Source organism: Paenibacillus sp. RC334 (assembly GCF_030034735.1).
Lineage (GTDB): Bacteria > Bacillota > Bacilli > Paenibacillales > Paenibacillaceae > Paenibacillus > Paenibacillus terrae_A.
This window is the reverse complement of sequence record NZ_CP125370.1, coordinates 5,069,413-5,086,217: the sequence shown is the minus strand read 5'-3', so window position 1 is coordinate 5,086,217 and position 16,805 is coordinate 5,069,413. Positions and strand designations below refer to the sequence as shown.

Sequence of the window (16,805 nt, the reverse complement as noted above, 5' to 3'; positions counted from 1 at the left end):
CGTGATTTTATGGAAGCTTGTAGAAAGGAGCATGCACGCATGCAATCAATAGATATACACGAGGCTGTAGCCCGCCTCAATCCGCCTCAGCGTCAGGCAGTGGAGGCGATAGACGGACCGTTGCTGATTATGGCTGGCGCAGGCAGTGGAAAGACCCGGGTGCTCACGCACCGGATTGCCTACCTCATCGCGACCCGCAAGACGGCTCCATGGGGCATTTTGGCAATTACCTTTACGAACAAGGCCGCGCGTGAAATGCAGGATCGCGTATCCAGGCTGATTGGCCCGCAGGGGAGAGATGTGTGGGTATCCACCTTTCACTCCATGTGTGTGCGTATTTTGCGTCGAGATATCGAGCGGATCGGATTTACCTCCAATTTCAGTATTCTCGATTCTACAGATCAGTTGTCTGTTATTCGGAACTGCATGAAGGATCTGAACATAGACACCAAAAAATTCGAACCCAAAGCGGTTCAGTCCATGATGAGCACAGCTAAAAATGAACTGGTCACTCCTGAAATGTATGAGCGCAAGATTGGCGACTATTTTGAGGGGATTGTGGCGAAGGTATATACCAAATACCAACAACGTCTCAAAAATAACAACTCTCTGGATTTTGATGATCTGATTATGGCAACGATTCAACTATTTAAAGAAGTGCCTGAGGTACTGGATTTCTATCAGAAGAAATTCCAATACATTCATGTCGATGAATATCAGGATACGAACCGTGCGCAGTACATGCTGTGTAAAATGCTGGCTGACCAGCATCACCGAATTTGCGTAGTAGGTGACAGCGATCAGTCCATCTATCGTTGGCGCGGGGCGGATATCAGCAACATTTTGAACTTTGAAGAGGACTACCCGGAAGCACGTACCATTTTGCTGGAGCAAAACTATCGGTCAACCTCGAATATTCTGAATGCCGCCAATGAAGTGATTGGGCAAAATACGGGCCGCAAGCCGAAGAAACTATGGACCGACAAAGAAGGCGGGGCCAAGATTAAAGTTTACCGGGCTGACTCGGAGCATGATGAGGGCTATTTTATCGCCTCCGAAATTCATAAAAATATCAATGCAGGCAAAACCTATAGCCATCATGCTATTTTGTACCGTACCAATGCCCAGTCGCGGGTGGTCGAGGAAATTTTGATCAAATCGGATATTCCGTACCAGATCGTTGGCGGCATCAAGTTCTATGATCGTAAAGAGATTAAGGACTTGCTGGCGTACCTTCGCCTGCTCTCCAATCCTGATGACGATATCAGCTTGATCCGAATCATTAATGTGCCAAAACGGAGTATTGGGGATACAACGGTCGGTAAATTGCAAGCAGCCGCAGCGGAGCGTGGAGTTTCTATTTTCCGTGTGCTGCAGGTGGTAGACGATTTGGGCTTTGCCGGACGTACGCGCAATGCGCTTGTAGAGTTTTACGATATGATCGAAGGCTTGAGTCGGATGGTGGACTATCTCTCGGTCACCGAGTTAACGGAAAAAATGCTGGAAACCAGCCAATATCGACTGGAGCTGCAAAACGAGAATACGCTTGAATCACGCTCACGTCTGGAGAATATTGATGAGTTCCTGTCGGTAACGATGGAATTTGAAAAAGGAGCGGAGGACAAGTCACTCGTCTCCTTCCTGACCGATCTTGCTCTTATCGCGGATATTGATTCCATGAATGACGATGAAGAGGAACAAAGCGATGCGGTTGTATTGATGACCATGCATAGCGCAAAAGGACTGGAGTTTCCGATTGTATTTATTGTCGGTATGGAGGAGGGAGTATTCCCTCACAGTCGGGCCTTTTTGGATAATGAAGAGCTGGAGGAAGAGCGCAGATTGGCGTATGTTGGGATTACCCGTGCAGAGGAGCAACTGTTTCTTACATGCGCACAGATGCGCACGCTGTTTGGCCGTACCACCGCTAATCCGCCTTCCCGCTTTCTTGAAGAGATTCCGGAAGAGCTCAAAGAGGATACAATTATCAAACGTGACCGCTATCGCCGCTCCGGCAATGTAGGCGGCTCTTATGGCGGACGTGGACTGGGTAAAACCAACGGTAGTAACTTTGGCGGAGAACGTTCCTTTGATACGATGAGCCGCAGTGGTTCGTCGGCTTCCACGTCGCCCCGCGTAACCGTTACAACATCTTCATCCGCGAAACCAACTCCGGCTGCTTCGGCAGGAGGCCCCTCCATTTTTGCTGCCGGAGACAAGGTACAGCATGGCAAGTGGGGAATTGGAACCATTGTAGCTGTAAAAGGTACAGGCAATGATATGGAGCTTCAGATTGCTTTCCCGGCTCCAGTAGGGGTTAAACGCCTGCTGGCTGGCTTTGCACCGATTACAAAAGTAGAATAAATCTCAAACATCATTAAATCTCGAACCTCACAGCGGCAGTTGGCTTAGGCTTCTGCCCTGATGAAGTTCCCGGAGGGATACGCCTGCATGAACCCAATGCACAGGATGGAGCAGCTTGTTGCTGAGCTGAACACATATAATTATCATTACTACACACTGGATGAGCCCAAGATCAGCGACAAAGAATATGATGTGCTTTATGACGAGCTGGTAGCGCTTGAACAGACGAGCGGTCTTGTGCTGCCGGATTCGCCGACACAGCGTGTGGGCGGGGAGTTACTCAAAGGCTTCACACCGCATCGCCATCTGGCCCCGTTATGGAGCTTGGATAAAGCACAGAATGTGGAGCAGCTGCGTGCCTGGAACGTGCGTGTCGTGAAGCTGGTCAACGATTACAACACCAAGAACCCGGAGCAGCCTTTACCGCCTCCAGGATATGCGATAGAGCTTAAATTTGATGGACTGACGCTGAACCTGACTTATACCGACGGGAAGCTGGTACAGGCTTCTACACGCGGCAATGGCGTGGTGGGCGAGGGAATATTGGCACAGGTGAAGACCATTAAATCCGTGCCGCTTACGATTCCTTTTCAGGATGGGACCGTTGAAGTACAGGGAGAAGGCATTATGAATCTGTCTGTGCTGGCCAAATATAATGAGACCGCTGTGGACCCTCTTAAAAATGCACGCAACGCCGCAGCAGGCGCTCTGCGTAATTTGAATCCCAAAACAACAGCAGAGCGACGATTGAATGCATTTTTCTACAATGTGGGGTACGCGGACCGCATCCAGTTTAGCAGCCACCAGGAGATGATGACGTTCCTGCGTGACAATCATTTTAAGGTGAATCCGTATCTGACTTACTTTGACGATTTTGATGATGCTATGGAACAACTGACTGATATCGAAGAGTCTCGTGCCGGACTGGATTATCTCATTGACGGGGCGGTACTCAAAATTACGGATATGCGCACACGTGAGGTTCTCGGCTATACCGATAAATTTCCGCGATGGGCAGTGGCGTATAAGTTCGAGGCGGAGGAAACGACCACGGTGCTTAACTCTGTTGAGTGGAATGTAGGTCGTACGGGTAAAATTACGCCACTGGCAAGGGTAGAACCGGTAGAGCTGGCGGGAGTCACCGTACAAAATTGTACACTGAACAATGCTGGGGATATCGAGCGGAAAAATCTGAAGTTCGCTTTGGGTGCTCGTGTGTTTATCCGCCGTTCGAATGATGTCATTCCGGAAATTTTGGGAAAAGTTACGTCTGAGGACGACGGAGAGGAAATTATCGTACCGGATCATTGTCCGGCCTGTGGATTCCCGTTGCAGCAGCGAGGGGCTCATTTATTCTGCGATAATAAGCTGGGGTGTAAGCCACAAATTGTGGCTCGTATTTCTCATTTTGCGTCACGTGATGCCATGGATATTGAAACCTTCAGCGACAAAACGGCAATCCAGTTGCATGACGAACTGGAAGTGCGCGAGCCTGCGGATCTGTATACACTTCAATTCGATGATCTTGTGAAGCTGGAGCGATTTGGTGAGAAAAAAGCCAATAACCTTCTGACAGCGCTTGAGCAGAGTAAAGAGAGGGATTTGGCTTCATTCCTTTATTCCCTTGGTATACCGAATACCGGTAAAGCGACTACACGCATGTTGGCTGATCATTACCGTGATTTGCACAAGGTCATGTCCGCTACGGTAGAGGAATTAATAGAATTGCCGGATGTGGGCGGGATTGTAGCTGAGAGTATCGTTGCCTTCTTTGCTGATCCATTCACCCAAGCGGGGATTGAAAAGATGTTATCCCTAGGGGTAAAGGCTCAGGCTCCCCAAGCTCCACAGGAGAAGAAGACAGACAGCTTTTTCAGTGGCAAAACGGTTGTGCTTACAGGTACCCTGCATCAACTTACGCGTGATGAAGCTGCTGCCAAGCTGGAGGCACTGGGCGCCCATGTGACCGGGTCTGTATCGAAAAAGACGGATCTAGTCATAGCTGGTGAAAAGGCAGGAAGTAAGCTGGCCAAGGCCCAACAGCTCGGAATTGATACCATAGAAGATGAGGATGAATTCATCAGACTGCTGGAGCAAGAATAATTAGATTGCAAGAGTACAGCCATTCCGTTCTATTACGGGGTGGCTGTTTTGTTATCTACTGTTTATAGTAGGAGGTATTATAGCTGTGGGAAAAAGAAATTAAAAAAATGCTTGCTAAATAACTTTAGGCATGTTACATTATTAGACGTTGCTTTGAGAATAACATTTCTCGAAGCGGAGGATGCTGAAAAGAAAATCAAAAAAAGATTTGACAAGAAAGCAACCAACATGATATGATCTAATTCCTGACTCGTTGAAGAAACGAGGACAGACAAGTTCTTTGAAAACTGAACAAATGGATGATGAAAATAAAGATTTCTTCTTTATATAAAGAAGAATCGCTAGCATTAAAAATGAGCGAATCGCTCTTTCTATAAACCAACTTCGGTTGGTCTTTAATGGAGAGTTTGATCCTGGCTCAGGACGAACGCTGGCGGCGTGCCTAATACATGCAAGTCGAGCGGGGTTGTTTTAAAAGCTTGCTTTTAAAACAACCTAGCGGCGGACGGGTGAGTAACACGTAGGCAACCTGCCCATGAGACTGGGATAACTACCGGAAACGGTAGCTAATACCGGATACATCCTTTCCCTGCATGGGGAGAGGAGGAAAGACGGAGCAATCTGTCACTGATGGATGGGCCTGCGGCGCATTAGCTAGTTGGTGGGGTAAAGGCCTACCAAGGCGACGATGCGTAGCCGACCTGAGAGGGTGATCGGCCACACTGGGACTGAGACACGGCCCAGACTCCTACGGGAGGCAGCAGTAGGGAATCTTCCGCAATGGGCGAAAGCCTGACGGAGCAACGCCGCGTGAGTGATGAAGGTTTTCGGATCGTAAAGCTCTGTTGCCAGGGAAGAACGTCTTGTAGAGTAACTGCTACAAGAGTGACGGTACCTGAGAAGAAAGCCCCGGCTAACTACGTGCCAGCAGCCGCGGTAATACGTAGGGGGCAAGCGTTGTCCGGAATTATTGGGCGTAAAGCGCGCGCAGGCGGCTCTTTAAGTCTGGTGTTTAATCCTGAGGCTCAACTTCGGGTCGCACTGGAAACTGGGGAGCTTGAGTGCAGAAGAGGAGAGTGGAATTCCACGTGTAGCGGTGAAATGCGTAGATATGTGGAGGAACACCAGTGGCGAAGGCGACTCTCTGGGCTGTAACTGACGCTGAGGCGCGAAAGCGTGGGGAGCAAACAGGATTAGATACCCTGGTAGTCCACGCCGTAAACGATGAATGCTAGGTGTTAGGGGTTTCGATACCCTTGGTGCCGAAGTTAACACATTAAGCATTCCGCCTGGGGAGTACGGTCGCAAGACTGAAACTCAAAGGAATTGACGGGGACCCGCACAAGCAGTGGAGTATGTGGTTTAATTCGAAGCAACGCGAAGAACCTTACCAGGTCTTGACATCCCTCTGATCGCTGTAGAGATATGGCTTTCCTTCGGGACAGAGGAGACAGGTGGTGCATGGTTGTCGTCAGCTCGTGTCGTGAGATGTTGGGTTAAGTCCCGCAACGAGCGCAACCCTTATGCTTAGTTGCCAGCAGGTCAAGCTGGGCACTCTAAGCAGACTGCCGGTGACAAACCGGAGGAAGGTGGGGATGACGTCAAATCATCATGCCCCTTATGACCTGGGCTACACACGTACTACAATGGCCGGTACAACGGGAAGCGAAAGAGCGATCTGGAGCGAATCCTAGAAAAGCCGGTCTCAGTTCGGATTGCAGGCTGCAACTCGCCTGCATGAAGTCGGAATTGCTAGTAATCGCGGATCAGCATGCCGCGGTGAATACGTTCCCGGGTCTTGTACACACCGCCCGTCACACCACGAGAGTTTACAACACCCGAAGTCGGTGGGGTAACCCGCAAGGGAGCCAGCCGCCGAAGGTGGGGTAGATGATTGGGGTGAAGTCGTAACAAGGTAGCCGTATCGGAAGGTGCGGCTGGATCACCTCCTTTCTATGGAGAATCGTTTCCTGCAACGGAAACATTCAAATCAAGCAGATCTATTAGATTTGCGACTGGAATTTGTTATTGGTTCTACACATTTGTGTGAATGAAAATAAATTCTATCATCATTCCATTTGTTCAGTTTTGATGGAACTTGTGAGGGGCCATAGCTCAGCTGGGAGAGCGCCTGCCTTGCAAGCAGGAGGTCAGCGGTTCGATCCCGCTTGGCTCCACCAATTACAACTTCATCAAAAAAACTGCATGATGATCATCAACTCTTCGGAGTTTGAGCGATAATCACACAGGTTACAGTTTCGAAGAAACTGTATTGCACCTTGAAAACTGGATACCGAAACGAAATTGCGTTTTAGAATATTCCTTTACGCTGATCTTGTGTAAACAAGTGAAATAAAGGTAGCAGGTAAGGAAAGATATTTTGCCTTTGGTAAACATCATTCTTTATCGAACATCGATATTTTCTTTCTGTGAAAGAAAAGTCTAGGTTAAGCTACAAAGAGCACACGGAGGATGCCTAGGCGCCAGGAGCCGACGAAGGACGTGGCGAACAACGATAAAGCCTCGGGGAGCTGTAAGCAAGCTTTGATCCGGGGATGTCCGAATGGGGAAACCCGGCTGTCTTCATCGACAGTCACTTTCTGCTGAATACATAGGCAGAACAGAGGCATACCAGGGGAACTGAAACATCTAAGTACCCTGAGGAAGAGAAAACAATAGTGATTCCGTCAGTAGCGGCGAGCGAACGCGGATTAGCCCAAACCAAGGAGCTTGCTCCTTGGGGTTGTGGGACGTCTCACATGGAGTTACAAAGGAACCGGTTAGATGAAGAGGTCTGGAAAGACCCGCCAGAGAAGGTAAAAGCCCTGTAGTTCAAAACTTGTTCCCTCCGAGACGGATCCCGAGTAGTGCGGGGCACGTGAAACCCCGTATGAATCCGGCAGGACCATCTGCCAAGGCTAAATACTCCCTGGCGACCGATAGTGAAGCAGTACCGTGAGGGAAAGGTGAAAAGCACCCCGGAAGGGGAGTGAAATAGATCCTGAAACCGTGTGCTTACAAGAAGTCAGAGCCCGATCTATGGGTGATGGCGTGCCTTTTGTAGAATGAACCGGCGAGTTACGTTCCCGTGCAAGGTTAAGGTGAAGAGCTGAAGCCGCAGCGAAAGCGAGTCTGAATAGGGCGAGTTAGTACGTGGACGTAGACCCGAAACCGGGTGATCTACCCCTGTCCAGGGTGAAGGTGCGGTAACACGCACTGGAGGCCCGAACCCACGCATGTTGAAAAATGCGGGGATGAGGTGGGGGTAGCGGAGAAATTCCAATCGAACCCGGAGATAGCTGGTTCTCCCCGAAATAGCTTTAGGGCTAGCCTCGGAATAAGAGTCGTGGAGGTAGAGCACTGATTGGGTGCGGGGCCCGCAAGGGTTACCAAGCTCAGTCAAACTCCGAATGCCATAGACTTGGTTCCGGGAGTCAGACAGTGAGTGCTAAGATCCATTGTCGAAAGGGAAACAGCCCAGACCATCAGCTAAGGTCCCCAAGTGTGTGTTAAGTGGGAAAGGATGTGGAGTTGCACAGACAACCAGGATGTTGGCTTAGAAGCAGCCACCATTGAAAGAGTGCGTAATAGCTCACTGGTCGAGTGACTCTGCGCCGAAAATGTAACGGGGCTAAACACGCCACCGAAGCTATGGCTTGATATTTAGGTATCAGGGGTAGGGGAGCGTTGAATGCGGGTTGAAGGTGTACCGTAAGGAGCGCTGGACTGCATTCAAGTGAGAATGCCGGTATGAGTAACGAAAAGATCTGTGAGAATCAGATCCGCCGAAAGCCTAAGGGTTCCTGAGGAAGGTTCGTCCGCTCAGGGTAAGTCGGGACCTAAGGCGAGGCCGATAGGCGTAGTCGAAGGACAACAGGTCGAAATTCCTGTACCACCGTAATCCGTTATGAGCAATGGGGTGACGCAGTAGGGTAGTGACGCGGACTGATGGATGTCCGTCTAAGCAGTGAGGCTGGTGTGTAGGCAAATCCGCACATCGTAAGGCTGGGCTGTGATGGGGAGCGAAAATTATAGTAGCGAAGGTCATGATCTCAGACTGCCAAGAAAAGCCTCTAGCCAGGAGAAGGTGCCCGTACCGCAAACCGACACAGGTAGGCGAGAAGAGAATTCTAAGGCGCGCGGAAGAACTCTCGTTAAGGAACTCGGCAAAATGACCCCGTAACTTCGGGAGAAGGGGTGCCTCGGTAGGGTGAATAGCCCGAGGGGGCCGCAGTGAAAAGGCCCAAGCGACTGTTTAGCAAAAACACAGGTCTGTGCGAAGCCGCAAGGCGAAGTATACGGGCTGACGCCTGCCCGGTGCTGGAAGGTTAAGGGGAGTGGTAAGTCCTTTTAGGGCGAAGCTATGAACCGAAGCCCCAGTAAACGGCGGCCGTAACTATAACGGTCCTAAGGTAGCGAAATTCCTTGTCAGGTAAATTCTGACCCGCACGAATGGCGTAACGACTTGGGCGCTGTCTCAACGAGAGATCCGGTGAAATTTTAATACCTGTGAAGATGCAGGTTACCCGCGACAAGACGGAAAGACCCCATGGAGCTTTACTGCAGCTTGATATTGAATTTGGGTACGATCTGTACAGGATAGGTGGGAGCCTAAGAGACTTGAGCGCCAGCTTGAGAGGAGGCATCCTTGGGATACCACCCTGATCGTATCTAGGTTCTAACTTGGTACCGTGACCCGGTACGAGGACAGTGTCAGGTGGGCAGTTTGACTGGGGCGGTCGCCTCCTAAAGAGTAACGGAGGCGCCCCAAGGTTCCCTCAGAATGGTTGGAAATCATTCGAAGAGTGCAAAGGCAGAAGGGAGCTTGACTGCGAGACCTACAAGTCGAGCAGGGACGAAAGTCGGGCTTAGTGATCCGGTGGTACCGCATGGAAGGGCCATCGCTCAACGGATAAAAGCTACCCTGGGGATAACAGGCTTATCTCCCCCAAGAGTCCACATCGACGGGGAGGTTTGGCACCTCGATGTCGGCTCATCGCATCCTGGGGCTGAAGTAGGTCCCAAGGGTTGGGCTGTTCGCCCATTAAAGCGGTACGCGAGCTGGGTTCAGAACGTCGTGAGACAGTTCGGTCCCTATCTGTCGTGGGCGTAGGAAATTTGAGAGGAGCTGTCCTTAGTACGAGAGGACCGGGATGGACGTACCGCTGGTGTACCAGTTGTTCCGCCAGGAGCACCGCTGGGTAGCTATGTACGGAAGGGATAAGCGCTGAAAGCATCTAAGCGTGAAGCCCCCCTCAAGATGAGATTTCCCAATTAGTAAGACCCCTTGAAGACGACGAGGTAGATAGGTTGGGGGTGGAAGTGCAGTAATGCATGGAGCTGACCAATACTAATCGGTCGAGGGCTTATCCTAAGTATAGGACGCAATGGAGTTTCGGATCCAGTTTTCAGGGTGTAACACCTTGAAGGTATGTAGAAGATACATACGACAAGCGCAGGGCTATTCATTCACACGATTAGTGATGAACCGAATACTTGTACGGAAGAATTTGTTTTACAAATTCATGTTTGGTGGCGATAGCGGAGGGGTTCCACACGTACCCATCCCGAACACGACCGTTAAGCCCTCCAGCGCCGATGGTACTTGGACCGCAGGGTCCTGGGAGAGTAGGACGTCGCCAAGCAAAAGTAAAAATAACCATGATCTCTTTGAGATTGTGGTTATTTTTTTGTGTTTTTGCTATAACATCTGTTCCTGAGGTTGACAGAGAACGAAGGCTTTGCGACACTCTAAGGGTGTGATCTTTTTGCGGAAGTCCAAGTATACGAGCGAGGTGACGAACTTATGGAAATCAGACAATTACAACGTGAGGAATTTGAAGCTGCTATTGAGTTGTCTCAATATGCTTTTCAGTTTACAATGTCCCCGGAGGATCTGGAGAAATCCAAAAAGAAATTCAAACCAGAACAAACTTGGGGGATTTTCGACGGAAATGACTTGAATGCAAAGCTGACTTTGCTACCGTTACAGGTATACATACAAGGTCAGGTTTTTGACATGGGGGGTATTGCTGGTGTGGCAACATGGCCGGAAAAGCGACGCGGTGGTCTGGTTTCACGCCTTTTAACGCATGTGCTTGAAGAGATGAAGGTCGCGGGACAGAGCCTTTCTTTTCTACATCCTTTCTCTTTTGCCTTCTATCGTAAATTTGGATGGGAAACGTATATAGAATACAAAAAGTATATTATTCCGATCGATAAATTCCCTGCCAAGCTTAAAACCGAAGGTACGGTCAAACGGGATGTCAAAGATATTTCTGAGCTGGACCAAGTGTATCAAGCATATGCTTCGCGTTATAATGGTACGCTGGTACGAGATAAGGAATGGTGGCAAGAGCGGACATTAAATAAGAACTACCGGACCGCAGTGTATTACTCTGAAGCAGGCGATCCTCAGGGATATGCACTCTACAAAATTGAAGATAAGCAGCTGAATTGCGACGAACTGGTATATCTTAATGAGACGGCACGGCGGGCGTTGTGGACGTATTTTGCAAATCATGATTCGATGATAACCCAGGGTAAATTCATTTACATTCCGGCTGATGACAATCTGCCATTTCTGCTAGAAGATCCGCGAATTCAGCAGGAAACAGTGCCTTATTTTATGGGCCGTATTGTAGATGCAGCTGCTTTTGTGGAGAAATATCCTTTTGAGGCAATTGGAGAGGAAACACGTTTGACCTTACATCTGACAGATCATTATGCTCCATGGAATGAAGGTATATGGATATTGATGGTCAACGCGGAAGGGCAAGGACATTTGGACAGAGTGGATCCAAGCAGTTCTTCCGAGGACGGTGTAGAAGCTGACTTGAGCGTGGGAATCCAGTCGCTGACCACCCTGATGCTTGGCTATCAGCGGCCTGATGATCTGTATAAGTGGAGTCGTATTACAGGGCGAGGTGAGTCTGTGTCTGTATTAGAACGTGTAATACCGATAAAACAAACATTTTTGCTGGATTTTTTCTAATTATAATGCTCTTAAATGCTCTTGAGTCTTCATTCTTTAGGGAGTCTGGCTTAAATACCTTGCATGAGGTGTGGATGATTTTAACGACATTTTTCAGAACTCTTTCCGTAAAGGGAAGAGTTTTTCTTATATTGTATAAAACATAATTAGATTGCGAAAAATGATATTGACCCCTTGGCAAAAATATATTTTGTGCTATAATGTGAATATAGTCAAAGAAAGTCAAAGTCAATCGAGTCTATAGTGCTTCATTAGAATGGTGTGAATACGCTGAGTTTTTAGCCGTATATAATACATTGACACCAACACAGCATGAAAAGACAGACCTGATCTGTAGATAAACGTCACTGTAATCTCATGAGCATGAGGGAAGGTGTATGATTTATTACGAATAAAGGTCACACTAGAAACTAAACGGGATGTTTCTAAGTGAGGTAGGGGGGGCTAATTAGCCTCGATACTGGCTTAGATTCATGACTTTACCGTTCGGTTAAGTTCAATATACGGCGGACTCTGTGGAGCGTGAAATGTACTGAATATTTGCGTTTCCGTTAGTGGAGGATGATGAAATGCGCAATGTTTCCGATATTATTGAACAATATTTGAAGAGCATATTGCTGGAAAGTCCCAAAGGTTTAGTGGAAATTCAGCGCAATGATTTGGCTGACCGCTTTTCCTGCGTGCCGTCGCAAATTAATTATGTAATCAGTACCCGTTTTACGCTGGAAAAAGGCTATGTGGTGGAAAGCAAACGCGGTGGTGGGGGTTACATTCGCATTCAGCGAATTCAACTGCCTGCACAGCATGCGATTCATACACATCTCCATCAAAGCATTGGAGAGGAAATTAGCCAATCGGCAGCGGAAGGGCTGATTTATCAGCTGGAAGAAGCACTTTTTTTAAGCAAAAGGGAAGCTGGTTTAATGAAGGCTGCTTTATCAAGGGACACATTATTGCTGAAGCTTCCTTATCGTGACCAGCTACGGGCAAGGCTGCTTAAGGCTATGCTGATTTCGTTGCTGGTGGCCAGATAGCGTGTGATTCAAGATTAACGGTTTGGAGTAGGGATTTGCAAAAATCCTGACGCTGAAGGAGGTGCTTTTATGCTGTGCCAAGAATGTAATAAACGGCCGGCAACTTTGCATTTCACCAAAATTGTGAATGGCGAAAAGACAGAGTTTCATATTTGTGAGACGTGTGCGAAGGAAAAAGGGGAGATGATCCCTGGTACACCTAACGGCTTTTCAATTCATAGCTTGTTGTCGGGTATGCTGGATTTTGAATCCAGCACAAAGAGCCAGTCGCCAGGCCATAGCGGTCCGCAAAATCTGCAATGCAAGGATTGCGGCATGACTTATGCACAGTTCAGTAAGCTGGGGCGCTTTGGGTGTCCGTCGTGCTATCAATATTTTGACAGCCGTCTAGACCCTTTGTTCAAGCGTGTGCATGGCAGTACGAGCCATGTGGGCAAGGTTCCGGTTCGCACCGGAGGCCGATTGAAGGTTAAACGGCAAATTGATGATCTGAAAAAAGAGATGCAACAGCATATTGTACAGGAAGAATTCGAATCAGCCGCTGAGCTTAGGGATCAAATCAGAAAGCTTGAAAAAGAAATGACCGAAGAGTAAAGTTTGTGAAGAGTAGGAGGGGATGCGTAATGCCCAATATCCGGTTTACGGAAAAGCCGCTAAGTGATTGGATGCGTGGTGAAGCTGCGGATTCGGAGATTGTCATTAGCAGCCGGGTGAGAATTGCGCGTAACTTGCAGCATCTGCCTTTTCCCATGCTTGCTACCAACCAGCAGTCGGAAGAAGCACTTCAACGTTTGACGGATATCCTTCAGTATGATGATTTAGGCCGCTTTGGTACCTTTCATACCCTGAAAATATCCGAGTTGGATGAGATCGATAAGCAGGTACTGGTTGAGAAGCATTTGATTAGCCCTAATTTGGCGAACGAATCTCGTAACGGTGCTGTTTTGATTAGCGATGATGAATCGGTTAGTGTTATGATAAACGAAGAGGATCATCTGCGTATCCAGTGCTTATATCCGGGATGTCAGGTTAGAGAAGCTTGGGAACGTGCTACGGTTATTGATGATGCATTTGAGGCGCATGTCGATTATGCATTTGATGATCGTAGAGGCTTTCTGACCAGTTGTCCGACGAATGTTGGCACAGGGATGAGAGCTTCGGTGATGATGCATCTGCCCGCATTGGTCATGACTCATCAGATTAATCGAATTTTGTCCGCTGTTTCACAGGTAGGTCTTACCGTTCGCGGTATTTATGGTGAAGGAAGCGAAGCGGTCGGCAATCTGTTTCAGGTATCCAATCAGATTACACTGGGACAGACCGAAGCGGAAATTATCGAAAATCTGCATGGCGTTGTGCTGCAAATTATAGAGCATGAACGTTCCGCCAGGGAACGACTGATGAATGAGTCCATGCTGCGGATTACAGATCGGGTGATGCGTTCATTCGGTATTTTGTCATATGCAGCGGTACTGGAATCCAAGGAGGCCGCACAGCGGTTGTCTGATGTACGTCTTGGCGTGGACTTGGGGATTTTGGAGCGTCCATCCACAGCAGCGATGAATGAGCTGAATGTGATGACGCAACCCGGATTTCTGCAAAAAAGCTTTGGTGATAAAATGAACACCGGTGAGCGCGATATGTACCGGGCGAAGCTGATCCGGCAAAAATTAGGCACAACCCTTTAATATATAGAATGATCTGGAATACACACTGTGGAGGTGCAGGATATATGATGTTTGGAAGATTTACGGAACGCGCACAAAAAGTGCTTGCCTTGGCTCAGGAAGAAGCTGTTCGATTGGGACACAACAACATTGGCACGGAGCACATTTTGCTCGGCCTTATTCGTGAAGGTGAAGGAATTGCAGCGAAAGCCTTGATTGGTTTAGGGCTGGGACTGGAAAAAATTCAGGATGAAGTGGAAACGCTGATTGGACGCGGTCAAGAACAACCGACGAACATTGCCTATACTCCACGCGCCAAAAAGGTCATCGAGCTGTCTATGGATGAAGCTCGTAAGTTGGGCCATACCTATGTAGGTACGGAGCATATTTTGCTCGGTCTTATCCGTGAAGGCGAAGGTGTAGCAGCCCGTGTACTGAATAACCTAGGTATCAGCCTGAATAAAGCACGTCAGCAAGTGCTTCAATTGCTCGGCAGCAGTGAGGCTGTTTCCAGCCATCATGGTGCTCCAGCTAATGTCAGCACACCAACGCTGGACAGCTTGGCACGTGATTTGACGGCATCTGCGAAGGAAAACAACCTGGACCCTGTCATTGGGCGCAGTAAGGAAATTGAACGTGTAATTCAGGTGCTCAGCCGCCGTACAAAGAACAATCCGGTTCTGATCGGTGAGCCAGGGGTAGGTAAAACAGCAATTGCCGAAGGATTGGCGCAAAAAATTATTGCCAATGAGATTCCCGAAACGTTGCGCGACAAGCGCGTAATGACACTCGATATGGGCTCTGTGGTAGCAGGCACCAAATATCGTGGTGAATTTGAGGATCGTTTGAAAAAGATTATGGACGAGATTCGTCAAGCAGGAAACATCGTATTGTTCATTGATGAGCTGCATACGCTGATTGGTGCTGGTGGAGCTGAAGGTGCCATTGATGCCTCCAACATTTTAAAGCCTGCTCTGGCACGTGGCGAGCTGCAATGCATCGGTGCGACAACGCTGGACGAATACCGCAAATATATTGAAAAGGACGCTGCTTTGGAACGTCGCTTCCAGCCGATTACGGTAGATCAGCCTTCTCCAGAAGAAGCTGTTCAAATTCTGTACGGCCTGCGTGACCGTTATGAAGCGCATCACCGTGTGAAAATTACGGATGAAGCCATTGAAGCGGCAGTAAAATTGTCAGATCGTTATATCACCGACCGCTTCCTGCCGGATAAAGCAATTGACCTTATTGATGAAGCAGGTTCCAAGGTAAGGCTGAATTCCTATACAGTACCGCCAAACCTGAAACAGCTGGAAAACCGTCTGGAAGATATTCGTAAGGAAAAGGATTCGGCTGTACAAAGCCAAGAGTTCGAAAAGGCGGCTGCATTGCGTGATACAGAGCAGAAAATTCGTGAAGAGCTGGATGTTACGAAAAACCAATGGAAAGAGCAACAGGGACGTACAGATTCCGAAGTAACACCGGAGGATATTGCTCAGGTCGTTGCGATTTGGACAGGTGTTCCGGTTAGCAAGCTGAAAGAGGAAGAAACGCATCGCTTGTTGAATATGGAAGAATTGCTGCATGAGCGGGTAATTGGGCAGGATGAAGCAGTTAAGGCAGTTAGCCGGGCTATTCGCCGGGCACGTGCCGGACTGAAAGATCCGAAACGTCCAATCGGCTCCTTTATTTTCCTCGGTCCAACCGGGGTTGGTAAAACTGAGCTGGCACGCGCGTTGGCTGAATCCATGTTCGGAGATGAAAATGCGGTTATCCGAATCGATATGTCCGAATACATGGAGAAACATTCCACGTCCCGTCTGGTAGGAGCGCCTCCAGGATATGTTGGATATGAAGAAGGCGGTCAATTGACTGAGAAGGTGCGTCGTAAACCTTACTCCGTCGTACTGCTGGATGAGATTGAAAAAGCACATCCAGAAGTGTTCAACATTCTTCTGCAAGTGCTGGAAGATGGACGTCTGACGGATTCCAAAGGCCGTGTTGTCGATTTCCGCAACACACTCATCATCCTGACATCCAATGTGGGTGCACAGGCGATCAAACGTAACTCCACGCTCGGCTTTACAGCTGTTGTGGACGCTGGAGCGGATTATGATAACATGAAGGGCAAAGTGATGGATGAACTGAAGAAAAGCTTCCGTCCCGAGTTCTTGAACCGGATTGATGAAATTATCGTTTTCCATTCTCTCGAAGAAAAACACATTGCCGAAATCGTGTCCCTTATGTCCGAAGAGCTGCGTAAGCGTCTGAATGAGTACGAGGTGGACTTTGAGTTGACAGACAAGGCTAAGGCATTCCTTGCGAAGGAAGGCTTTGATCCGGCGTATGGTGCGCGTCCATTGCGTCGTGCGATCCAGAAGCATATCGAGGACCGTCTGTCTGAGGAGTTGCTGTCGGGTAATATCACTAAAGGTGATTCTCTCTTTATTGATGAAGAGAACGGTGCGTTGACCGTTACAAAAAAGGATAACGTATCCGCGAAGTCCTGAGCAGGCAATAAAAGTTAACGATAATCATCGGCTTTTGCCCAAAAAGGACAGAGGTACGATAGATTAGCACAATAAAAGTGGTCAGAAAGGGTGTCTCGCAGGCTGAAAAGCTGTGGCGAGGGCGCCCTTTTTG

At 48.6% G+C, this 16,805-nt stretch carries 7 protein-coding genes, 1 tRNA gene and 3 rRNA genes; all 11 read left to right on the top strand.

The features are described from left to right. The first annotated feature begins 39 nt into the window (after positions 1–39). The 11 genes from pcrA (at position 40) to clpC (ending at position 16,672) form a co-directional block, all read left to right on the top strand. The gene (gene pcrA, locus QMK20_RS23405) at positions 40–2,364 is read left to right on the top strand and encodes a DNA helicase PcrA (RefSeq protein WP_283653479.1); all 2,325 of its coding nucleotides are present in this window, start codon (positions 40–42) and stop codon (positions 2,362–2,364) included. Positions 2,365–2,451: 87 nt separating this feature from the next. Further along, on the top strand, positions 2,452–4,467 hold the full coding sequence (ligA, locus tag QMK20_RS23400) for an NAD-dependent DNA ligase LigA (RefSeq protein ID WP_283653478.1): 2,016 nt from the start codon (positions 2,452–2,454) through the stop codon (positions 4,465–4,467). A gap of 395 nt (positions 4,468–4,862) precedes the next feature. After that, positions 4,863–6,420 (top strand): 16S ribosomal RNA (locus QMK20_RS23395). A gap of 151 nt (positions 6,421–6,571) precedes the next feature. Next, positions 6,572–6,647: transfer RNA gene (locus QMK20_RS23390), tRNA-Ala, on the top strand. A gap of 265 nt (positions 6,648–6,912) precedes the next feature. Continuing rightward, positions 6,913–9,841 (top strand): 23S ribosomal RNA (locus QMK20_RS23385). A gap of 154 nt (positions 9,842–9,995) precedes the next feature. Continuing rightward, positions 9,996–10,112, top strand: a 5S ribosomal RNA gene (gene rrf / locus QMK20_RS23380). The 16S, 23S and 5S rRNA genes sit together here with 1 tRNA gene alongside, the layout of an rRNA operon. A gap of 161 nt (positions 10,113–10,273) precedes the next feature. Beyond that, positions 10,274–11,461 (top strand): GNAT family N-acetyltransferase, encoded by a 1,188-nt coding sequence (locus tag QMK20_RS23375; protein ID WP_283653477.1) that lies wholly within the window; start codon positions 10,274–10,276, stop codon positions 11,459–11,461. A 569-nt stretch (positions 11,462–12,030) separates the two neighbouring features. Next, positions 12,031–12,495, top strand: a complete 465-nt coding sequence (locus QMK20_RS23370; protein WP_283653476.1) for a CtsR family transcriptional regulator — start codon at positions 12,031–12,033, stop codon at positions 12,493–12,495. Positions 12,496–12,564: 69 nt separating this feature from the next. Then, entirely contained in the window at positions 12,565–13,089 is a 525-nt protein-coding gene (mcsA, locus tag QMK20_RS23365) for a protein-arginine kinase activator protein McsA (RefSeq protein ID WP_044647185.1), read from the top strand. A 29-nt stretch (positions 13,090–13,118) separates the two neighbouring features. Then, positions 13,119–14,183 (top strand): protein-arginine kinase McsB, encoded by a 1,065-nt coding sequence (gene mcsB / locus QMK20_RS23360; protein WP_283653475.1) that lies wholly within the window; start codon positions 13,119–13,121, stop codon positions 14,181–14,183. Between the two features lie 44 nt (positions 14,184–14,227). Continuing rightward, the gene (gene clpC / locus QMK20_RS23355) at positions 14,228–16,672 is read left to right on the top strand and encodes an ATP-dependent protease ATP-binding subunit ClpC (RefSeq protein WP_044647187.1); all 2,445 of its coding nucleotides are present in this window, start codon (positions 14,228–14,230) and stop codon (positions 16,670–16,672) included. The last annotated feature ends 133 nt before the right edge of the window (positions 16,673–16,805 follow it).

Coding starts and splice junctions, on each gene's coding strand:
- pcrA (WP_283653479.1), top strand. CDS start 40: ATGCAATCAATAGATATACACGAGGCTGTAGCCCGCCTCAATCCGCCT.
- ligA (WP_283653478.1), top strand. CDS start 2,452: ATGAACCCAATGCACAGGATGGAGCAGCTTGTTGCTGAGCTGAACACA.
- QMK20_RS23375 (WP_283653477.1), top strand. CDS start 10,274: ATGGAAATCAGACAATTACAACGTGAGGAATTTGAAGCTGCTATTGAG.
- QMK20_RS23370 (WP_283653476.1), top strand. CDS start 12,031: ATGCGCAATGTTTCCGATATTATTGAACAATATTTGAAGAGCATATTG.
- mcsA (WP_044647185.1), top strand. CDS start 12,565: ATGCTGTGCCAAGAATGTAATAAACGGCCGGCAACTTTGCATTTCACC.
- mcsB (WP_283653475.1), top strand. CDS start 13,119: ATGCCCAATATCCGGTTTACGGAAAAGCCGCTAAGTGATTGGATGCGT.
- clpC (WP_044647187.1), top strand. CDS start 14,228: ATGATGTTTGGAAGATTTACGGAACGCGCACAAAAAGTGCTTGCCTTG.